Consider the following 20,941-nt stretch of genomic DNA (forward strand, 5'->3'; position numbering starts at 1 on the left):
ACCATGCCTGGACATCACGAATCAGGTCCCGGCCGTGAGGGTTTCCGGGCGCCGCGACAGCCGGCGCACGACGAGCGCGACGACGGCAACGGTGACGGGGATCCAGGCATGGACGATCGTGAACGGGACGGCGACGGCCGTGAGGACAAGGCCCACTATCGGAAGCCACTTCGCCCGTCTGGGGAGAATCGCGATGGCGGCCGCCATCGCGACCAGGTAGACGTAGACACACAATGTCGACGGGATGATGACGATGGTCTCCGCGCCATAGCCGAACAGGTAGCCGACGAATATCCCGGCGCCACCCACGGCAGTGACGGCGGTGATCGCCATCCGCGGCTGGTCATTGCGACCCAGCCGGGCGATCGGGCGCGGCAGCCAGCCCTCCCGGGCGAGCGCGTAACCCAGGCGCGAGATCCCCGCGATGAACGCGTTGGTGGTGCCGAGGCAGATGATCAGGGCTACCACCGCGGTGGCGACGGCCGCCGAGAATCCCAGACGGTCGTGCACGATCAGCCCGATCGACAGCCGATTGGTCTGCGCGTCACCGTATGTGCGAGTGCCGATCACCGAAATCGACGCTCCGATGTACAGCACGGACACCACGCCGATGGTGATCACCGTCGAGAGCCAGACTCCTCGTTTGGCATCGTGGAATTCCTCGGCGAGATGCGCGATGGCCTCCCAGCCCGCGAAGGCGAAGAAAAGAAGTACGGCCGCGCTCCCCACGCCTTCGATACCGTGCGGAGCGAAAGGCGTGAAGGCGCTCCATCGAATAGCGGGAATCGCGAGGAAGATCGCGGCCAGAAGTATGACGGCCACCGCTGCCGCCAAGACGATCTGCACTCGTCCGCTCAGTTTCATCCCCTGCATATTGGCCGCGTACGCGACGAGCAGAATGGCGGCGCCGAATATATAGGCCCACACCCCCGGCAGCGCCATCGCGTGGGCGAGGTAGTAACCACCGGTCAACGGGACCACCGTCTGGCCGACCGCCCCGGCGATGAAATAAAGCCAGCCGACAATACCGCCGACGGTGGAGCCGAACGCCAGGCGGACGTACGTGGCGACACCACCCGCGTCGCCCACTTCACCGACCAGGAGTGCGAACGTGAATGCCAGCGGAATCCCGAGAAGACAGCTGAATATCCACGCGAGAATGGACGCCGGTCCCGCCATGGCCGCGGCCTGTCCGGGCAGAATCAGCACGCCCGCCCCCAGAATCGCGCTCGTGTACAGCGCAACACCTTGTCCCACACCGATACTGCGGCGCAGTCCGGTGGCGGCGGTCTTGTCCGCGCGATCCCGTTCGACAGTCATGCACACAGTATTTGCGATTTCCATGTGACACCGAAAGCAGAAAGCTCGCCACGATGCGAAACGAATCGGCCATGACGTCCGGGCGGCCGCGCGTCGCCGTCGTGCTCGTTCCCGGTTGCCCCGTCTTCGAGGCCTCCATCCCCTACGAGGTGTTCGGCCTGGATCGGCGCGACATCGCCGGCCCACACTGGTACCAGCTGAGCACACATTCGCTGGAACAGCCGACAGTCTGTCTACAGCAAGGCTTTTCGATACCCACATCTCCGCTCGAGGAGATCACCCGTGCGCATACGGTGATCGTCCCCGGATGTCACGCGATCGAGCAGACGGTCCCGCGCGCCTACACCGACGCTCTGGCCGCCGCCGCGGGTAACGGCGCACGGATCGTCTCGCTGTGCGACGGAGCGTTCATCCTCGCGCAAGCCGGTCTGCTCGACGGCGGGCCCGCCACCACCCACTGGATGTACACCGATACGCTGCGCAGCCGATACCCCGAGGTATCGGTCGATCCATCCATCATCTACGTGCGGGCGGGAAACGTATGGACTTCCGCCGGGTCCGCTGCAGGGATAGACCTGTGTCTGGCGCTGGTCCGCGAGGACTTCGGCGCCGCCGTCGCCAACGAGGTCGCCTGCCGCATGGTCACCGCGCCACACCGATCCGGGAGCCAGGCCCAGTACTACCATCGCCGGGCCCTCGGCACGAACCGCGGCATCCCGGACCCCCTGCCCGAGGACATCCTCATCTGGGCGCGCGGACGGCTACCACACGGCCTGAACGTCACAGACCTGGCCGCCCGCGCCAATGTCAGCCACCGGACACTCACCCGGCGATTTCACCAGCACTACAAAGCGACACCCCAGCAATGGATTCTGGCCGAGAAGATCAAGCTCGCATGTGTGCTACTCGAGACCAGAATCGACTACGACATCTCCGTCGTCGCCCGCGAATCCGGCTTCGGCACGGCGCAAAATCTGCGGCAGCACTTCAGGAAACACCTCGAGTGCTCGCCGCAGCAATACCGATCATCCTTCGCGGCGGCAGCATCGAGGTGATCACCGATCATCCAGGCAGCCACCCCGCGAACAACGTTGCGCGAGGGGGCTTTTCACGCCCAGATTCTACGTGACGATCCGCAGCGGGTGCTCGATCAGGTCCTTCAGCTGCTGCAGGAATGTCGCAGCGACCGCGCCGTCGATGGCGCGGTGGTCGGCGGACAGGGTGACGCGCAGGATCTTGCGGGAGATCACCGTGCCCGAATCATCCAGGCGCAGTTCGTCGGTCGCGCCGCCGACGGCCAGGATGGCGGACTCCGGCGGGTTGATGACGGCGGTGAACTGTTCGATGCCGAACATGCCCAGGTTGGAGATGGTGAAGGTGCCGCCGGACATTTCCTCGGCGCGGAGCTTGCGGTCGCGGGCGCGCACGGCCTTGTCGCGGGACTCGGCGGCGATTTCCGAGACGCTCTTGCGGTCGGCGTCGTGGATCACCGGGACCAGCAGGCCCGCGGGGGTGGCTACCGCGACGCCGAGGTTGATCGCCTTGTGCCGCAGGAGTTTGTCGCCGGCGAAGCTCACGTTCACCGACGGGTCGGTGCGCAGGGTGGTGGCCACCGCCTTGACGAGCAGGTCATTCACGCTGACCTTGCCCTTGCCTGCGGACTCCAGCGTGCCGTTGATCTGCGCGCGGAAGGCCAGCAGGTCGGTGACGTCGATCGCGCTGGTCAGGTAGATGTGCGGGGCCTGCTGCTTGCTCTCGGTGAGGCGAGTGGCCGAGACCTGTTGGATTCGGGTCAGCGGGATCTCGTCGTAGTCACCGGCGGAAAGGATGGCGGGCGTTGCGGCCGCGTCGGCGGGAACCGTCACGGGCGCGGGTTCCACCGTAGTATGGGCCGATTCGACATCGCGACGAGTAATCCTGCCGCCCGGACCGGTTCCGGCTACGGCCGCCAGGTCGACGCCGAGTTCACGGGCGATCTTGCGGGCCAGCGGGGAGGACTTGTAGCGCCCACCTGCCGTCGGGACGTCATTCGCGGCAGGGGCGGGTGCGGCCTGGGTCGTCGCGGCGGCGCCGGTGTCGGCCGGGGACGCAGCGGGAGCACTTACGGATCCGCCGGTAGCGGCCGAAGTCCCTTGCGGCGCGGCGCTTGTGGCGCTCGCGGCCCCGCTGCCATCCCCGACCAGTGCGATCGGTTCACCGATCGGCACCCGAGAACCCGCGTCGGCGAGGATGCGTTCCAGCACCCCGTCGTCGTAGGCCTCCAGCTCCATGAGCGCCTTGTCGGTCTCGATCTCGGCGATGACCTCGCCGCGGGTCACCTGGTCGCCCACCTGCTTGAGCCAGGAGGCGATGACGCCGTCCTCCATGGTGTCCGAGAGCCGGGGCATAGTGATTTCAGGCATGGTCGTCTTCTCTCAACGTCGGGCGCCCACGGCCGCAAGGGTTTCCACCGCGGCGGTGTACAGCGAGTCGGCGGACGGCAGGGCGATCCGCTCCAGCGGCTTGGCATAGGGCAGCGGCACCTCGGCCATCGCCACGCGCCGCACCGGGGCGTCCAGGTAGTCGAACGCGCCGTCGGAGATGGAGGCGGCCAGCTCCGCGCCGATGCCGTAGGTCAGCCAGTCGTCCTCGCCGATCACCGCGCATCCGGTCTTGCGCACCGAGGCGACCAGCGTCTCGCGGTCCAGCGGGCGCAGGCTGCGCAGATCGATGACCTCGGCCGAGATGCCCTCGCCGGCAAGTCGTTCGGCGACCTGAGTGCAGACGGTCGCCATGCGGGAGTAGCCGATCAGGGTGATGTCGGAGCCCTCGCGGGTCACCGCCGCCTTGCCGATCTGCACGGGCGGCAGATCATCGAGGTTCTCGGGCACCTCGCCCTTGGAGTTGTACAGCGCCAGGTTCTCCAGGAACAGGACCGGATCGTCGTCCTGGATCGAGGCACGCAGCAGCGCGGCCGCATCGGCGGGCGTGCTCGGCGCGACGACCTTCAGGCCCGGCACGAACGCGTAGTACAGCTCGATGTTCTGCGAATGGGTCGCACCCAGCTGCTGACCGCCGCCCCCGGGCGTGCGGATGACCATCGGCACGTTGGTCTGACCGCCGAACATGCCGTAGATCTTCGCCGCGTGGTTGACGATCTGGTCCAGGGCCAGCAACGAGAAGTTGATCGTCATGAGTTCCACGACCGGGCGCAGCCCGAGCATGGCCGCGCCGATGGCGGCGCCGACGAAACCCTCCTCGGCGATCGGTGTGTCGCGCACCCGCTTCTCGCCGAATTCGGCCAGCAGACCGGCGGTGATCTTGTAGGAACCCTCGAAGACGCCGATCTCCTCCCCGATCAGGAAGACATCGTCGTCGCGCCGCATCTGCTGGCGCAGGGTCTCGCGAAGCGCTTCGCGGTAAGTGATGACAGGCAAGGTTTTTCCTTAGACGGCGAAGACCGGGTCGGCGGGCAGGCGGCGCTGTTCACCGGGCACCGGGGTCGCGTAGGTGTAGTCGAACAGGCTCGACGGGTCGGGATGCGGGCTCGAGTCCGCGAATTCCACCGCGGCGGCGACGCTCTCGGTCACCTCGGCCTCGATCCCCGCGGCCGAGGACTCGGTCAGCACACCGGCCTCCAGAAGCCGGTTGTGCCACAGCGTGATCGGGTCGTGCTCGCGCGCGACCTCCACCGCCTCGCTGGTGCGGTACTTGGCCGGGTCCACCACCGAGTGGCCCTTGAGCCGATAGCTGACCGCCTCCAGCAGCGCCGGTTTGCCCTCGCGCCGGGCGGCCTCGATGAGCTCGCCGGCCGCATCCCGCACGGCCAGCACGTCGGTGCCGTCCACGCGCTCGCCGCGCAGGCGATAGGCGGCCGCGCGCTTCCACAGATCCGGTTCGGCCGAGGACTTCTCGACCGTGGTGCCCATACCGGTCTGGTTGTTGATCACCAGGAACACCACGGGCAGATTCCACAGCGCCGCGATGTTCAGCGACTCGTGGAACGCACCGATATTGGTTGTCCCCTCGCCCATCTGGCACACCACGACGTCGTCGTCACCGCGGTAGTCGATGGCCAGCGCGGCGCCGATCGCGAGCGGAACCTGGCCGCCCACAATGGCATAGCCGCCCAGCAGCCGGGTGGTGGTGTCGTACATGTGCATCGAGCCGCCCCAGCCCTTGGAGGTGCCGGTGGAGCGGCCGTACAACTCGGCCATGACCCGGCCGGGCTCGATGCCCTTGGCCAGCGCGTAGCCGTGCTCGCGGTAGTTGGTGAACAGGTAGTCCGTGGGCCGCATGGCCGCGCCGAGGCCCACGACGGTGGCCTCCTCGCCGAGGTTCAGGTGGCAGTAGCCGCCGATCTTGGCCTGCTGGTAGGCCTGGGCGGTGCGCTCCTCGAAGCGGCGCACGAACAGCATGTCGCGGTACAGCTCGCGCAGGCGATCCGGGCTCTCGCCGCCGAACGGCGGTTCGGCGTGATCGGATCCGGTGGCGGGCTTCGGCTTACGCGTGGTCTTACGGGGCGCGGTAGTGGTGGTCACGACGTTCTCCTCAACGCTTGCGGGGCGGCGCGATGTGGACCGGCAGGCCGAGTCCGGCCAGGGCCGCCTCCATGCCGATCTCGCCGAGGGTGGGGTGGGCGTGAATGGTGTCGGCCAGCTCGTCGAGGGTGGCCTCCAGCGAAATCGCCAGGGCGCCTTCGGCGATCAGGTCGCTGGCCGACGGGCCGAAGATGTGCACGCCGAGCACCTCGGAGTGCTGCTTTCCGGCGACGATCTTCACGAACCCCTCGGTCTCGCCGAAGGTCTTGGCCCGGCCCAGCGCCGCGAACGGGAATTTCGCGGTGATGACCTCGTGACCGGCCGCACGGGCGGCGTCCTCGGACAGCCCGACACTGGCGATCTCGGGGTGGGTGAAGGTCGCGGCGGGAATCACCGCGTAGTCGATATGCGCGGGGTGACCGGCGATCACGTCCGCGGCGGTCAGCCCCTGATGCGAGGCGACATGCGCCAGCAGCGCCTTACCGGTGACGTCGCCGATCGCGTAGACGTGCTCGACGCCGGTGCGCAACTGCTCGTCGACCGGGATGAAACCCCGGGCGTCGGTGTCGATTCCGGCGATGTCCAGGCCGAGATCGGCGGTGTTGGGGCGGCGGCCGACGCCGACCAGCACCACGTCCGCGTCGATCTCGCGGGCCTGCGGGCCACCGACGTTCACGCGCAACGCGTTATCGGCCTCGGCGATCCCGGTAACCGTCGAACCGGTCAGCACGGTGATACCGCGCTTGCTGAACGAGCGGCCCAGTGCGGTGCCGATCTCCTTGTCCTCCAGGGGAACCAGGCGATCCTGCATCTCCACCACGGTCACTTCGCTGCCGAAGGTGTGGAACAGGCTGGCCCATTCCGCGCCCACCGCGCTGCCGCCGATGACGACGATCCGGCGCGGCGCCTCGGTCAGACCGAACGCGCCGTCGGAGGTGATCACGCCCGGCAGATCCGCCCCCGGAACGGGCAGCAGCGCCGGAACCGAGCCGGTCGCGACGATCACGTCGGCGGCGCTGACCTCGCGGACCCGGGTCTCGGTCGGCGCGGCGGCGTAGCGGGGACCGCCCGGGAAGATCGGTGAGGTTCCGGCCTGGAAGACCTGCACGGTGGTCGGGCCGGTGAAGCGGGCGTGGCCCTCGATCACGGTGACGCCGTTGGCCTTCAACAGGCCCGCGACACCGTCGGTCAGCTCCTTGACGATGCCGTCCTTGCGCTGCCGCACGACACCGAAGTCGAAGCGAACGTTATCGGCATACACACCGAAATCGGCTGCTGCGGTGACGGTCTGAAAGACCTCCGCAGAGCGCAGCATGGCCTTGGTGGGAATGCAGCCCCAGTTCAGGCAGACGCCACCCGGGCGCTCCTTCTCCACCAACCCCACCGACAACCCGCGCTGCGCGGCACGAATGGCGGCCACATAGCCACCGGGACCGCCACCGATCACCAACAGATCGAATTCCGGCACTCGTGGTGCTCCTCATCTCGAACGATCACGACCCCGCACGGTTGTGGCTTGGGCCATCGTCACCGAGTCTTCTCGCGGCCGTGCGCACAAACAATGCCCTACCAGCCCAGCAATCGAATCACCAGATTGTGCGCAGCGCCCAATCTGTACTCATCAGTAGGGCAGGTTTGCCCTCGTCACACCGATCCGGGGAGGCGGTATGCGGGCGGCGCGAAAACACACGCAACCGCCCCCGGCGAAGGTCGAAGGCCGGGGGCGGCTGTCCTGCTGTGACCGAAGGGTCACAGCAAACCCGCGCATCGTCGAGCGGGACGAATATCGGAGTACTACACCAGGTTTCGCAGTTTCAGATCGCTGGCATACTTCTCGATGAGTTCCCTTGTCACATGCGGGATGTCGTGATCGGGGCCGAGTTTCGCGGCCTGGACGGCGGATTGGAATCGCTTGGCTGGAATCGTCCCGCCCCGCATCGGCCGTCCGGGACGCCGGTAGGCGTGCAGCAATGGCAGCACCGAGTGCTGACGTTGCCGTTCGGGCAGAGCGCGCAGCGCGGTCTCGAAGCGGGAGAACCATTCTCCGTAGTCCGAGATCCGCTCGATCGGATGGCCCGCCTCGATCAGCCAGTCCACGAACTGATCCAGGGACAGATCATCGTCGTGCGGGTTGATCACGTCGTAGGTTTCGAAGCCATCGCCCACCTGGGTACCGAGCACGGTGATCGCCTCGGCGGTGAAATCGCCCGGCAGCCCGTCGTAATGGGCGCGCTGGCGGTTGCCCAGAGCGTCGAGCACAGCGAACGACTTCGGAGCCACGCCCGTGGCCAGCAGGCTCAGCAGCAGCCGGGTGAACATGTCCGGCACATTGAGCTGACCCGCGTAACGCGAGTGGGCCAGGATCATGTCCGACCGGAACACCGCCACCGGCAAGCCGCACACATCGTGCGCTTCCCGCAGCAGCACCTCACCGGCCCACTTACTGTTGCCATACCCGTTGGCGTACCCGTCGCCCAGCGAACGCACCGCGCTGATCTCGCGGATGTCACCGTCCTCGGTGAACTTCTCGGGCGCCACCTGATCAGCCACACCCACCGTGGACAGATAGGTGACCGGCTTGATCCGCACGCTCAGCGCCAACCGGATCACCTCCGCGGTGCCGACCACGTTGGGACCGAACAACTGCCCGTACGGCAGCACATGGTTGACCAACGCCGCGGGATGCACGATCAGATCCACCGTCTCGGCCAGACGATGCCAATCCGGCTCGCCCAGACCGAGGTTCGGGTCGCCGATATCACCGGACAGCACCTCGAGGGTGCCCTCGGCCAGCGCACGATAGTGCCGCAGCAGGTCCGGATCGCCGCTGTCGAAGACCTCGTCCAGCCGGGCGCGGGCCGCGACGGCGTCACTGCCGCGTACCACACAGATCAGCCTGCCGCCCGAATCATGTAGCCGTTCCAGCCATTCCAGGCACAGGAACCGGCCCAGATAACCGTTGGCGCCGGTCAGCAACACGGTCTTCGGCGTGCCCGTGACACGCGGCGCTGTCGCGGCCGCGGCGAGCGTCGCCGCGTCGAGGAACTTGTCGAGGGTCAGATCCGCCGCATGAATCTGGGAGCCTTCGCCGTGCACGGTATCCGGCGTCGGGCGTTTCCCGCCGGAACTGCGCTCGGTCTCGATATAGGCGGCCAGCCGCCTCAGATCCGTTGCGGCGCTGACGATCACACCAACCGGAACCTCGACACCGAGGATCTCGTGCAGCAGCGCGGAATACGACAGCGCCGATAGGGAATCGCCACCCAGATCGGCGAAATGCACATCCGGGCGCACATCGCTCTCCGCGCAACCCAGCATCGCCCGCGCCGCCCGTCCGACCGTCTGCAGTACCGGCAGACTCCCGGCCTCGCGGCGCAGCGCCGCCAGCTCGTCGTCCTGCTCCCGGGCCAGATCCTCGTAGAGCTGCTCCAGCCGCCGGCCGTAATGCGCTTTCAACTTGGGGCGCAGGATTTTCGCGATGCCGGACAGCAGGCCGTTCTCCATGGTGAACGGCTCGGTTTCGACCAGGAACGCGCGCGGTATCTCGTAGGACCCCAACTCGTTGTCCCGGGCCAACCGCTGCAGCGACGCGGCGATCGCGGCGCTCAGGGCGTCGGTATCCGGGTGTGCGGCAAGCGCATCGGTGGTCGGCACGACGACCGCCAGCAGATACGATCGCTCACTGCTGCCGTACACGAAGATCTGCCGCACCAGCGGGCTGCCCCCGTAGACGGCCTCGAGCTTGGCCAGCGTCACGAACTCGCCCTGCGAGAGCTTGAGCACGTTGTTGCGGCGATCGACGTAGACCAGATTGTCGGGGCCGAGTTCGGCCATGACGTCACCGGTGCGGTAGAAGCCGTCGGCGTCGAAGACCTCGTCGCTCAGCTCGGGCCGCTTGTAGTAGCCGGGGATCAAGGTCTCGGACTTGATCAGCAGTTCCCCACGCGGATAGGGCTTGTCGGTGCCGAAGTAGCCGAGTTCCGGGACGTCCGCCAGCTTGTAGTCGGTGATCGGCGGCCGGGTGATGATGTTGTCGACCAGGACTCCGCCCGCGGATTCGGTGGAGCCGTACCCGTCGATCAGCTCGAATCCCAGCACCGAACCCATGAATTCGCGCAGCTGCGCGGACAGCGGGGCACTACCGGTGATGGCCATGATGAACCGCCCGCCCAGAATCTCATCGCGCAGGTGCGCCTTCACCTCACCCTCGACGGTCTGCGGGTCGCCACCGGCGGCCACCTGGCGATCGACCTCGCTGCGGTAGCGCTGGAACAGCATCTCGGACACCCGCGGCACGAAGAACAGCATCGTCGGACGGGCCAGTGCCAGATCGTCGAACAGCGTCGACATATCGCTGCGCGCCGCGAAATACACTGTGCCGCCGCGTCCCAGGGCGTGCAGCAGCGAACCGCGCCCGGCCACGTGGCTCATCGGCATGAAGCTGAAGGCGATCATCGGCAACTGCACGACCGTGTCCTGGCGCATCAGCCCACCGCGCCAGACCTGCGCGACGAGACGCTCGGGATACATTGCGCCCTTGGGTGTTCCGGTGCTCCCCGAGGTGTAGATGAGCAGCGCCAAGGCATCCGGGCCCGCGCCGGTGTGCAGCGGCGCCTCGGGCAGCAGGCTCCCGCGCTCGATCACCTCGTCCAGCAGTTCGACGATCACCGGGCCGCCGGCCAGCCGGGCCCGGGCTAGTTCGACCGCGGCGCGGTGATCGTCGTCCTGCGCGTGGTAGTCGAACACGATCACCCAGCGCACCGAATCGTTGTCCACCGCCAGATCCACTGCCATATCGATCTGTTCGACATTCGTCGCCAGCACGCGCGGCTCCGTCTCGGCGACGATCGGCGCGAGTTGAGCCATCGGCGCACCGGCCTGCAGCGGCACCGATACCGTGCCCAGCGCGGTGCACGCCAGATCGATCACCGTGTAGTCGATACTCGTGAACCCGATCGTGGCAACGAAATCACCAGCGCGCGTGGGCCGTTCGGTGTCATTGTGCCAGGCCGCCACGAGAGCGGAGATGCGCCGCCACAACTCGCCGTAGGTGATGGTGTCGTACCGGGGCAGCAGCCGCCCCCTGGTATGGCCCGCCGCGTCGGTCACGTACTCCACCGCGCGCATGCCGAGCGCCGGGCGGTCGGCATATCCCCGCATCAGATCGGAAATCGACTGCGCCAGTGGGATATCCGTGCGAGCCATCGCCCTCGTGACCGCCACGTCCGGTATCGCCGCGCGAACCTGCTCATCGCGCGCGACCAGGCCGGTCAGCCGCCGCGCGAACTCCTGCTGCCGTGCCTCGAGTTGCTGTTGCCGTGCCTCGTCCATGCCCCTGCCTCCCAATGGATTTCCACCGAGCACCGGCGGTCGACCGCATGACCGCATAGTACATGTATGCTGCAACTAGTTTGTCACGCTAACTAAAGGTGAGCCTTCTCCTCTCCCCCGGTCGATGTCAAGATCGAAACCGCATCGGATTTCCCACCTCGTCGCACCGCGACCGCCGCTCGAATGTCTGCTGCGCGACCTTCTGTCAAAGAAATAGCAGGTCACCAGGCGGGTGGCGAAAAGCGTCTACGCTGGATATCAAGCACCGCACGATCGGCGGAAGGAGCCCCCGATGTTCGAACGGTTCTCCGATTCGGCACGCTGGGCGGTAGTGCGGGCACAGGAGGTCGCACGCGAACACGAACACGACTACATCGGCGCGGAGCATCTGCTACTGGCCGTGTTCGAGGCCGCAGAACAGGGCCGCGCACCGGCCACCCGCGCACTGCTGGACCGGCAGGGGTTCACCCCGCAGGCCGCTCTCGCCACGGTCACGCTCACCCGGGGGCAGGCGAATCACGCTGAGTACGGCCATATCCCGTTCACCACCGAGGCGAAGACGGTCCTGGAGCATTCGCTGCGGGAGTCGATCGCACTGGGCGACAGTCTGATCACCCCCGATCACCTGCTCATCGGCGTCATCCGCGCCGCGCGCGGTACCGCCGATTCCGTTGCCGGACAGGTTGTCGCGAACCTGCGCATCACCGCCGACCCGATCCGGGAAGTTCTCGGCCGGACCAAGGTCGCGCTGTCCCAGCGAGCCACCAAGACCCTCACGCGCGCCGGTATGGAAGCCCGCCGCTGCGACGACACCGAGATCGACACCCCGCACCTGCTGCTGGCCCTGCTGGCCACCGATCCCGATCTGTGCCGGCGCGTCTTCGATGCCGCCGGAGCCGATCCCGAGCGCGTCCGCGCCGAACTGGACGCGGTCCTGGCGCCGAAGGAGTAGGGCGCGCCGCAGGCAGGTTCAGGCCGACAACTCGCCCAGGAGCTTCCAGGTGCGCGACTGGTCCTCGGGACCGCCCATATCCGTCTGAGTGACCAGCAGTTCGGTGGCGCCCGCCTCGATGTACCGGCTCAGGCCACGGCTGACCTCCTCCTCGTCGCCGATCAGGGCCAGTTCGGCGGCCCGAGCGACCCCCTCGCGATCCATCACCGCGCGGTAGGAGGGACTGGCGTCGTAGAACGCCATGTCCTGCGCGGCGCGAGCGCGGACCTCATCGGGACGATCCGTCACCACCGCCGCCACGCAGACGACGACCTGTCCCGGACGCGGCGGCCGAGCCGGGCGAGCCCGCTCGAAGGCTGGGATGATCTGGGTGGCGAGAGTGCGAGGACCCGCGAGGTTGGGAATGACGCCGTCGGCCAGCTCGCCGGTGACCCGCAGCGCCTGCGGTCCCATCGCCGCCACCAGCAGCGGCACGTCCGCGCCGCCGTGCACCCTTGTCGGCATGGGCGGACGGGCCCGCACTCGCTCACCCGCTATATCGGCCCCACCCTCTTCGATCAGCGACCGCAATGCCGTCAGGTACTCCCGCAGCCGCAGCACCGGCCTGTCCTCGGTGATCCCGAACGCCGCGGATTCCAGCGTGGTAGAACCCAATCCGAGACCCAGACGGAATCGTCCCCGCGATGCGGCCTGCACGGTCTGCGCCTGCGAGCCGACGACCACCGGATGCCGCGGATTGATCGGGACCACCGACGTGCCGACCCCGATCCCGTCGACCGCCTGCGCCACAATCCCGGCCAGCACCAGCGAATCCAGATCGAATCGCTGCCCGAACCACACCGACGACAACCCCAGATCGCGCGCGGACCGCACCTTTTCGATCACGTCCGCGACATCGTTGGTGGCGCCGGCCTGCGGCCAGACCGATATTCCGATGGGCACTCGAGTCTCCACGGACACGACCAACGGCTGAAATCCCCCGGAAATTCCGCGCTCGAACGAATCGCCCGCACTCGGTCGAACCCGAACGGAGTGCCGGACGTTATCCCTTCACACACCAGATCTGGCGGCAACCGCACCAGGGGAACCGGGAAATATCGCGCATTGGAAGCCAAACGTCTATGTGAGCGAGCCGGGCCGTTCAGGCCGCCATCCTACCGTTGCGGATATCGGCCCACCAGGTGCGGAGGTCCCCAATGTCGAATGCACGCCTGCGAGCCATCTGGATGGCCAAAGTCGCCACCGGCGCCGTGCACGTGGCCTCGGGCGCGGTGAACACCGCCTCGGGCGCGGTGGTGCTGCCGTCCCCGGCATTCACCCTCTACCGCCCGGATCGCGTTGCGGTGCGGAAGGATTCGATCGTCGCGTCGGATCTCGAAGTGGTGACCGTGACCGACAGGTCGGTGATCCTCACGTGGACGACGCGGGCACGCGAATCGTCCGGACGGCTGCGGCCCGTCGACGCCGACACCGAGGTCCGCATCGCACCCGCCGATTCGATCGGCCCGGCCCCGACGCGCTACCTCGACTCGCAGCGGACCGCCTACCACTATGCCGAGATCACGGGGCTGGAACCGGGCCGTCGGTATCGGTTCGAGGCATACTCCGGCGGTCACCGCGCCGGCCCCGCTCGCACCCTGGTGACCCGGCGCGCCGGGACTCCCGAATCCACGGGCATGTTCACCACGCTGACACCGCCGCCCGGGCCGCTGCTGCGCACGATCGCGCTGGCCAACGACGTGCACTACGGCGAGCGCATCAGCGGCCTGCTGATCGCTGGGCTCACCCCAGGACTGCGGCACGAGACCGACCAGCATCCGGAGATCATGCTGGACGCGCTGCTGACGGATCTGCGCCATCCGGACCGAACGGTCGATCACCTGATCGTCGCGGGCGACCTCACCGATTCGGGCACCCTGGAACAGTCCAGGGCGGTCCGGCAGCGCCTGGACGGCTGGGGCACGCTGGGCCGGGACTACTTCGTGTGCCGGGGCAACCACGACGTTCCCCGCGACCCGCGGCGCGACGACTGGGGCGCCGTTTTCCATCCGCTCGGGCATGTCTCCGCCGACGACGTGGCCGGACTGCGCATCCTGGGCCTGGACACCGCGCGGCTACGGAGTGCGGGCGGCTCGGTGGGCGCACCGCAGCTGGCCCGGCTGCGTGGGCTGCTGAGCGCCGATCCGGACCGTCCGACACTGGTCTTCGGCCACCATCCGGTGACCTCGTCGGCAGCGGTGAGCAATCCCGCCGGCCCGGGATTCGTGCTGGACCGCGTGACCGCCGCCGCACTGCACCACCTGTACCGGAACGCACCGGGCGTATTCCTGCATCACACCGGCCACACCCACCGCAACCGCGTCGGACGGCCGGACGCCGATATCCCCGTGGAGTTCCTGGAGGGCGCCGCGGTGAAGGAATATCCCGGCGGCTACGTGCGGCTGAGCATCCACAGCGGCGGCTACATGGTGAACTTCTACAAGACCCGTACCGAGGCCGCCCGCTGCTGGAGCACCCGCACCCGGCGGCAGTATCTCGGCCTGCACCCCGACCATGCGCTCGGCAGCTTGGCCGACCGCAATCACGTCGTGCTGCGGGACCTGTCGGGCGTCGCCCCGGCGACCTCGCGGCAGGTCTGAACCGGGCCCATCGCCAGCAGTAGTTCGGCGGCGTCGAGCACCTGACCACGCGAGGGCAGGCGCAGCGGACCGGCCTCGGGCGCGCAGGCCCAACGCCAGCCGAGACCGCTGTCGGACATCGGCATGAGCACCCGATGGCCACGCGCGTGCACGGTGACCCCGCGCGCGGCCCACCGTCGCACGGTCCGGGCCAGCAGCGGCGGGAAGACGGATCCGACCAGGAAGGTCCAGATCGTGTCGGGTGGATTGCCCACCACGGGAACGGGCCGGTCAGGCAGCAGATTCAGGACGCGGTAGCCCAGTTCCATCGGCAGGCTGATCGCCCCGATGCGGCTTCCGGAGACGATCGTCGGGCGATAGGCTTCCAGTTCGACCGGAAGTCCGTGCCGATTCCGCAGCACATGCGCGACATCGTCTGGTGTGTAACACGATTCGAACATCCCGCACCTCCTGTAAGCGCCGCGATACGTCAAAGGACGAAGACCATCTCAACAGACGCGGATTTCGGGGTCGTGGCTTGGACATTGCCGCAACATTGCCCGTAGGTATCGGCGAGACATTGGTTTCGCAATACAGCGCTCGCACCCGGGCCCGACCACTGGACGCACGTCCATATAGCCACGCCGACTTGGCGATACCCCGGCGCGAAGGGCAATCAACCGACCAGTTGCCGATCCTTCCGACTCTCTGGATCGACGCCGTCAACTCCACCTCTCGATCAACTTTGGGCCTAGGCTGTTTCCGGGAGCTAGTACCGACCGGTCGCCGGTCGCTGAGAATCACCACGAATGACTCAGTGCACCACTGTGATTGAGGAGAGTAGTTATGCGTACCGATGGAGATACCTGGGATATCGTCAGCAGTGTCGGCCTCACCGCCCTGGGCGTGGCGACATTCCGGGCGATGGAGTCGGCCCGACCCGACGCCCTGATCCAAGACCCCTGCGCGCGCCTGTTCGTCGAGGCCGCGGACGAACCGAGTTTCCTGGAGACACTGGACGGTCCGGATATTTTCGAGGGCGTGCCGTTCGGCCGCGTGATGGGCCTGCGCTCGCGGTTCTTCGACGAGTTCTTCCTGTCGGCCGCGGCGGCGGGCATCCGGCAGGCGGTGATCGTCGCCGCCGGTCTGGACGCGCGCACCTACCGGCTCGACTGGCCCTCGGGCACCTCGGTTTTCGAGATCGATCAGCCGAAGGTGCTGGAGTTCAAGAGGAAAGTGCTCGCCGCGAACGACATCGCCCCACGCGCCCAATTGCGCGAGGTAGCAGTCGATCTCCGCGACGATTGGCCCGCCGCCCTGTGCACCGCGGGCTTCGACCCCGACCTGCCCACAGCCTGGTCCGCCGAGGGCCTCCTCCCGTATCTGCCCGGCGCGGCACAGGATTCGCTGTTCGAGCGGATCGACACCCTCTCCGCACCCGGCAGCCGCCTCTCGGTCGAGGGCTTCATCGGCGCCCTCGACATGAAACGCTTCACCGAGCAGACCTCGCAGCACCTCGACCGAACCCCCTTCGGCAACCTCGACGTCAGCGAGCTGTTCTACGACGACGACCGCTCCGACCCCACCCAATGGCTCACCGACCGCGGCTGGCAGGTCGGCGCCCAACGCATCGCCGACCTCGCCACCCACTACAACTGCCCCCTCCCCGAAATCCCCGAGGAAATGGTCGACATGATGAACATGGCGGCCTACCTCACCGCCACCAAGTAACCCGCCGCGGCGCGCACGCACCACCCCCGTGCGCGCCCACCGGTCCCGATTTCACTTCCCCTGGCCTTCCCCGAGTTTCGCCTGAACATCCGAGGCGAGCTCCGGCCGTTCGGCCTCCATCCTCTGCACATAGACGACTGCGTCACCGACGGTTCTCAGACCCGCCATGTCCTCGTCCGGGACCCGTACGCCGTACTTGTCCTCCAGCTGTACGGCGATCTCGACCAGCGACAACGAGTCGATGTCCAGATCGTTCACGAAAGACTTCTCCATCGCTACCTCGGCGGCGTCGATACCTGTTACCTCCTCGATGATCTCCGCGATGCCGGCGACGATTTCTTCCTGCGTGATAGCCACGAATCACTCTCCTGGGATGCGATCACATATCCGCCGTACGCCACGCGTGTGGTCGAACGGCGGTGTCAGTACGCTAGAAGCTCCACCGGGGTGGAGGTTCAACAGGTTGTGACGGACGACACACAGGCACACTCGCTGGTGGGCATCGGGGAGTTGGCGCGCCGTACCGGGCTCGCGGTACGAACGATCCGGTTCTACTGTGACGAGGGCATTCTGGAGCCCCATCGCAGCGCAGGCGGGCATCGGATGTTCGACGGCGACGCCGCCACCGAACGCCTGCTGCTGGTCCGGCGATTGCGTGCGTTCGGTCTCGGGCTCGGCTCGATTGCCGATGTGCTGCATGGAAAACGGTCGGTCGACGAGGTCATCGCCGCCGAAAGTGCGCGAGTCGCTATCGAACTCAAATCGTTGGCCTGGCGACGAGCTTCGCTTCGGGCGGTCGAGACGGCGCCCCCGACGCAGCGGACCGAGCGGCTCGTGTTGCTGGCCGCAGCGCAAGACGGTGGTGCGGCACACGATTGCCTCGCGCAATTCTGGCGGCGCGCCCTGGCACCGATAGCCCGAAGCGAGGTCGATCTCTGGGTGTACTGGAACGTCCCGGAGCCACCCGATGCACCATCGGTCGACGACGTAGTGGCCTATGCCGAGTTGACCGAACTCGCCACCGAGCCCGCAATGAACAGTCTTGTACGACAGCAGTTCTGGCGACAGCAGCCAGAACTGATCCGCGACCGCCGAGGGTTGTACGCCGAAATGGGCAACCTCATGACGGACGTGGTCCCTCTCATTTCGCAAGACGTGCGGCCACGCCGTGGCCGCGAACTCGACCGATTCGTCAACGCCCACGCCGACGCACGCGGAGAGCGCGATTCCCCACGCTTCCGCGAGCGATTGCTGCTCGACGCGACCGACACCGACCGCAGGATCCACCGATACTGGGCGCTGACAGCACAACTCATCGGATCTCGCATCACCGTAGGGCGAGCCCATCATTGGCTATACGAGGCGCTGGCCCAGTCCACGAAGTAACCGCCGCAGCGCGCACGCACCCCACCGTGCGCGCCCCTGGGGCCTCGAACTCATCTGCGTGAGAACACTTGTCCAGCCTCAGTGGTGAATCACCTCACTCACACATACGATGGGGGCTGGTCGGGAAGAGGGGGGCACGCGGGTGTCTGATGTAACTGGTATCGCCATATCCGAACGGGATAGCAAGTTCGAACGTTTCGTCGTCCTGAACGACGCTCCCGTCGGAGACAGCGGCAACGAGGACTTGCTGGATCTCGCGGCCAGCGCCCGGCGGCTGGGGGATCTGATCGTTGCGTCGCGATCCGCCGCACCCTTCACCCTCGCGATCGATGCCGACTGGGGTATGGGCAAGAGCAGTCTGATGCGGCAACTCCAGGCCGTACTCGATGCCGCGCCAGGGGTGACGAGCGTATGGTTCAACGCGTGGACAGCCGGATCGACCGACATTCTGGAAGGGCTGATCAAATCCGTACTGCTGAGCCTCGATCCGAGTGTAATTCGTCGCACGGTCCGTTCATTGTCCAAGAACACCCAGCTGCTCAACGGAATACGAGTAGCGTTCATGCTTGTAGCGAGCTTCTTCGGACTCGGTGGCGTGGTGGACCAGATCTGGAAGATTCTGTCGACAGATGCGAAATCCCGTAATGCGATCAAGAGCGTACTTCGCGATGCGCTCGACACATGGATGCACCGCGGCGATCGGTTGGACGGCGGGCAGCTCCTGGTTGTGTTCATCGATGATCTAGATCGGTGCGCAAGTGAACGGATAATCGAGATATGCCAAGCGATCAAACTCTACCTCGACGTGCCGGGAATAGTATTCGTCATGGCATGCGATCAGTCGGTGCTCTTGAAGACCGTTCACGCCTCGGATACGGACAGTAACGCGACACGCACCCTGGCGTATCTGGAGAAGATAATCCAGATAAACTATCGAATTCCTGCTCCGAGCACGTCGGATGTCAAAAACCTCATCAACGGATACCTGGCCCGTTCAGGCGCGGGCAGCTACTTCGACGAAACGATGAAGAGTTTGGTAGCTCGCGGCAGCGGACACAACCCTCGGCGGATCAAACGGCTCATCAACAGTTTCGTCGTGGAGTACGGACTGAACCCGGACTGGGCAGGGGCGGGAATCGAGAACCTTATTCGCGTGGTACTTCTACAACAGTTCTATCCGGACTTCTATCGAAGCCTCGTCAGCCCTGACGACGGAGATCCGATTCAAGACTTTCTGGCGTATTACAGCTTTCGCATGGCAACAAAGCAGGGAACCGAGATAGATTACGAATCCCTACACAAACTATGCGAAAATAAGGACGTCAGGCCGCCGCCACCAAAACTGGACGGCGAGAAATTAGAGCAGCATCTGAAGGAACTGGAGCAGAATCTCCCGCTCTATTTTCCGGAATTGGCCACCGACAGAGAGTTCACGTCGCTGATCAAGAGCCTGGATTTTCCGGCGAAATCCTACAGATTGCGATACATTCTACGCAGACCATTCTCGTATCACGTCGCGCCGCCGGTGTCCGATTTCCCGGATTCCACATATTTGCACAGCGCTCTTCCGGAGAGTTTAGAAGCGGATGCATTTCAGGGACTACACATTCTGCGAATCGATGACCAATCGAGTCCTGACTCTGGATTGAATCGAGAGTTGGAGGATCTCGGCGCACACGTCAACCACGCCGTCGACCGATCTTCGGCATCCCTGGTTCTCGAAAAGTCGAATCCGGATATCATAGTTTCGGATATCACCAGATTCGATGACCCCAACGCAGGCCTGGATGATATGGAGTACTTTCGTTCCAAGTACGGCTTTACCGGCCCGGTCGTCTTCTACACCGGTGCGATCACTCCTGCACGACGAACACGCGTGTCGGAACTCGGGTCGGCCACAATCACCAACGACCCCTCACGGGTAATGCAGTTGATTGCGGCTTCTCTACCGGACCGTCTCCCGTATGACCGGGGTAGCCGATAGAGGCTCTGGCCTACTCCCCCACCCCGAGCCGCTGCAACAACCAATCACGTAGAGGGCCTGCGTATTCCTCGCGTTGGAGGGCGAAATCTACTGCGGCGCGGAGGTGGCCGGTGGGGGTGCCTATGTCGTGGCGGGGGCCGCGGTGGATTACTACGTGGACGGGGTGGTTCTCGGCGATCAGGAGGGCTATGGCGTCGGTTAGTTGGTATTCGCCGCCTGCGCCGGGGGTTATGCGGCGCAGGGCGTCGAAGATGGCGCGGTCCAGGAGGTATCGGCCTGCGGCGGCCAGGTTGGAGGGGGCGTCCTCTACGGCGGGTTTTTCCACCATGCCGTTGACGCGCAGTACATCCGGGGTATCGGTGGCTGCGGCCACGTCGAAGATGCCGTAGGCGCTGACCTGATTGTGGGGGACCTCGATCGCGCACAGGACGCTGCCGCCCCAGCGGCGGCGGACCTCGGCCATGGTCTCGAGGACGCCGGAGCCGACCAGGTCGTCGGGCAGCAGGACGGCGATCGCGGTCTCGTCGGCCGCGAGGGACGACTCCGCTTGCAGCACAGCGTGTCCGAGTCCCAGCGGACGCGGCTGCAGGGCCGTTTCCACCTCCAGCAGTTTGGGTGCGCGGCGCACCCGCTCGAGCAGGTCGAATTTACCGCGCCGGGCGAGGGTGTCCTCCAGCTCCGGGCATTCGGCGAAATGCTCCGCTACGCTCTGCTTTTCGGGTGAGGTGACGATGATCATGCGATCCGCTCCGGCGTCGGCGGCCTCCTCGGCCACCAATTCGATGCCGGGCGTGTCCACAACCGGGAGCAGTTCCTTGGGGACCGACTTGGTGGCCGGTAGGAACCGAGTCCCCAGCCCCGCGGCCGGAACCACCGCCGTACGGAACTGGCGGGGAATGGTCTGAGTGCTGTCCACCGTCGATCTCCTTCACGAGTGCCCGATGCTTGTCGTGATCTTCGTGGTCGACGCTAAGTGGTCCCGCCCGCAAGTTCTTCGGGGGTTCACGCGGCTGCCGGTGATGCGGCAGTCTGGTGAGTGCGGTCGGTGGGCTGTTGGGAGTGCTCTTTCTGTTCGTGCCGCTCGATCCGGGCCAGTAGG

At 66.2% G+C, this 20,941-nt stretch carries 16 protein-coding genes; 6 read left to right on the plus strand and 10 right to left on the minus strand.

The features are described 5' to 3' along the window. Window positions 1-21: 21 nt before the first annotated feature. A complete protein-coding gene (locus JZ791_RS22010) occupies window positions 22-1,320 on the minus strand; it encodes an APC family permease (RefSeq protein ID WP_216897074.1) in 1,299 nt (432 codons plus the stop codon). Between the two features lie 53 nt (window positions 1,321-1,373). On the opposite strand from JZ791_RS22010, the gene JZ791_RS22015 reads away from it, so the two are divergent. Then, complete coding sequence (locus JZ791_RS22015) at window positions 1,374-2,375, plus strand: GlxA family transcriptional regulator (RefSeq protein WP_216897075.1); 1,002 nt, start codon at window positions 1,374-1,376, stop codon at window positions 2,373-2,375. Window positions 2,376-2,441: 66 nt separating this feature from the next. Here JZ791_RS22015 and JZ791_RS22020 read toward each other — a convergent pair whose 3' ends face one another. The 5 genes from JZ791_RS22020 to car all read right to left on the minus strand — a co-directional run bounded on the left by JZ791_RS22020 (window position 2,442) and on the right by car (window position 11,171). Beyond that, entirely contained in the window at window positions 2,442-3,722 is a 1,281-nt protein-coding gene (locus JZ791_RS22020) for a dihydrolipoamide acetyltransferase family protein (RefSeq protein WP_216897076.1), read from the minus strand. 12 nt (window positions 3,723-3,734) lie between these two features. After that, window positions 3,735-4,727 (minus strand): alpha-ketoacid dehydrogenase subunit beta, encoded by a 993-nt coding sequence (locus tag JZ791_RS22025; RefSeq protein WP_216897092.1) that lies wholly within the window; start codon window positions 4,725-4,727, stop codon window positions 3,735-3,737. An 18-nt stretch (window positions 4,728-4,745) separates the two neighbouring features. Then, window positions 4,746-5,840 (minus strand): pyruvate dehydrogenase (acetyl-transferring) E1 component subunit alpha, encoded by a 1,095-nt coding sequence (pdhA, locus tag JZ791_RS22030; RefSeq protein ID WP_216897077.1) that lies wholly within the window; start codon window positions 5,838-5,840, stop codon window positions 4,746-4,748. 10 nt (window positions 5,841-5,850) lie between these two features. Next, complete coding sequence (lpdA, locus tag JZ791_RS22035) at window positions 5,851-7,308, minus strand: dihydrolipoyl dehydrogenase (protein ID WP_216897078.1); 1,458 nt, start codon at window positions 7,306-7,308, stop codon at window positions 5,851-5,853. A 326-nt stretch (window positions 7,309-7,634) separates the two neighbouring features. Further along, window positions 7,635-11,171 carry a carboxylic acid reductase gene (gene car, locus JZ791_RS22040; protein WP_216897079.1) on the minus strand — a complete coding sequence of 1,179 codons (3,537 nt, stop codon included), beginning with the start codon at window positions 11,169-11,171 and terminating at the stop codon, window positions 7,635-7,637. Window positions 11,172-11,463: 292 nt separating this feature from the next. On the opposite strand from car, the gene JZ791_RS22045 reads away from it, so the two are divergent. After that, complete coding sequence (locus JZ791_RS22045) at window positions 11,464-12,123, plus strand: Clp protease N-terminal domain-containing protein (RefSeq protein WP_216897080.1); 660 nt, start codon at window positions 11,464-11,466, stop codon at window positions 12,121-12,123. An 18-nt stretch (window positions 12,124-12,141) separates the two neighbouring features. Here JZ791_RS22045 and JZ791_RS22050 read toward each other — a convergent pair whose 3' ends face one another. Next, on the minus strand, window positions 12,142-13,065 hold the full coding sequence (locus JZ791_RS22050; RefSeq protein WP_216897081.1) for a TIGR03564 family F420-dependent LLM class oxidoreductase: 924 nt from the start codon (window positions 13,063-13,065) through the stop codon (window positions 12,142-12,144). 254 nt (window positions 13,066-13,319) lie between these two features. On the opposite strand from JZ791_RS22050, the gene JZ791_RS22055 reads away from it, so the two are divergent. Continuing rightward, the gene (locus JZ791_RS22055; RefSeq protein ID WP_216897082.1) at window positions 13,320-14,762 is read left to right on the plus strand and encodes a metallophosphoesterase; all 1,443 of its coding nucleotides are present in this window, start codon (window positions 13,320-13,322) and stop codon (window positions 14,760-14,762) included. On the opposite strand, the gene JZ791_RS22060 is transcribed toward JZ791_RS22055, so the two are convergent. Continuing rightward, complete coding sequence (locus JZ791_RS22060) at window positions 14,705-15,202, minus strand: hypothetical protein (protein WP_216897083.1); 498 nt, start codon at window positions 15,200-15,202, stop codon at window positions 14,705-14,707. The genes JZ791_RS22055 and JZ791_RS22060 overlap by 58 nt on opposite strands. A 385-nt stretch (window positions 15,203-15,587) precedes the next feature. On the opposite strand from JZ791_RS22060, the gene JZ791_RS22065 reads away from it, so the two are divergent. Beyond that, window positions 15,588-16,472 carry a class I SAM-dependent methyltransferase gene (locus JZ791_RS22065; protein ID WP_216897084.1) on the plus strand — a complete coding sequence of 295 codons (885 nt, stop codon included), beginning with the start codon at window positions 15,588-15,590 and terminating at the stop codon, window positions 16,470-16,472. A 51-nt stretch (window positions 16,473-16,523) separates the two neighbouring features. On the opposite strand, the gene acpM is transcribed toward JZ791_RS22065, so the two are convergent. Next, window positions 16,524-16,829, minus strand: a complete 306-nt coding sequence (gene acpM, locus JZ791_RS22070; RefSeq protein ID WP_216897085.1) for a meromycolate extension acyl carrier protein AcpM — start codon at window positions 16,827-16,829, stop codon at window positions 16,524-16,526. Between the two features lie 108 nt (window positions 16,830-16,937). On the opposite strand from acpM, the gene JZ791_RS22075 reads away from it, so the two are divergent. Beyond that, window positions 16,938-17,858, plus strand: coding sequence for a MerR family transcriptional regulator (locus JZ791_RS22075; protein ID WP_216897086.1), 921 nt, complete (start codon window positions 16,938-16,940; stop codon window positions 17,856-17,858). 142 nt (window positions 17,859-18,000) lie between these two features. Further along, the gene (locus JZ791_RS22080) at window positions 18,001-19,842 is read left to right on the plus strand and encodes a KAP family P-loop NTPase fold protein (RefSeq protein WP_216897087.1); all 1,842 of its coding nucleotides are present in this window, start codon (window positions 18,001-18,003) and stop codon (window positions 19,840-19,842) included. A 10-nt stretch (window positions 19,843-19,852) separates the two neighbouring features. Here JZ791_RS22080 and JZ791_RS22085 read toward each other — a convergent pair whose 3' ends face one another. Then, window positions 19,853-20,758: a UTP--glucose-1-phosphate uridylyltransferase gene (locus tag JZ791_RS22085; RefSeq protein ID WP_216897088.1), complete on the minus strand. Its 906-nt coding sequence runs from the start codon at window positions 20,756-20,758 to the stop codon at window positions 19,853-19,855. Window positions 20,759-20,941 lie beyond the last annotated feature (183 nt).

The organism is Nocardia alni (assembly GCF_019038435.1).
Classification (GTDB): domain Bacteria; phylum Actinomycetota; class Actinomycetes; order Mycobacteriales; family Mycobacteriaceae; genus Nocardia; species Nocardia alni.

Excerpts from the sequence above, each read along its gene's own strand:
- JZ791_RS22020 (WP_216897076.1), bottom strand. The coding sequence starts at position 3,722 with ATGCCTGAAATCACTATGCCCCGGCTCTCGGACACCATGGAGGACGGC.
- JZ791_RS22055 (WP_216897082.1), top strand. The coding sequence starts at position 13,320 with ATGTCGAATGCACGCCTGCGAGCCATCTGGATGGCCAAAGTCGCCACC.
- JZ791_RS22015 (WP_216897075.1), top strand. The coding sequence starts at position 1,374 with ATGCGAAACGAATCGGCCATGACGTCCGGGCGGCCGCGCGTCGCCGTC.
- car (WP_216897079.1), bottom strand. The coding sequence starts at position 11,171 with ATGGACGAGGCACGGCAACAGCAACTCGAGGCACGGCAGCAGGAGTTC.
- JZ791_RS22065 (WP_216897084.1), top strand. The coding sequence starts at position 15,588 with ATGCGTACCGATGGAGATACCTGGGATATCGTCAGCAGTGTCGGCCTC.
- JZ791_RS22060 (WP_216897083.1), bottom strand. The coding sequence starts at position 15,202 with ATGTTCGAATCGTGTTACACACCAGACGATGTCGCGCATGTGCTGCGG.
- JZ791_RS22045 (WP_216897080.1), top strand. The coding sequence starts at position 11,464 with ATGTTCGAACGGTTCTCCGATTCGGCACGCTGGGCGGTAGTGCGGGCA.
- JZ791_RS22010 (WP_216897074.1), bottom strand. The coding sequence starts at position 1,320 with ATGACTGTCGAACGGGATCGCGCGGACAAGACCGCCGCCACCGGACTG.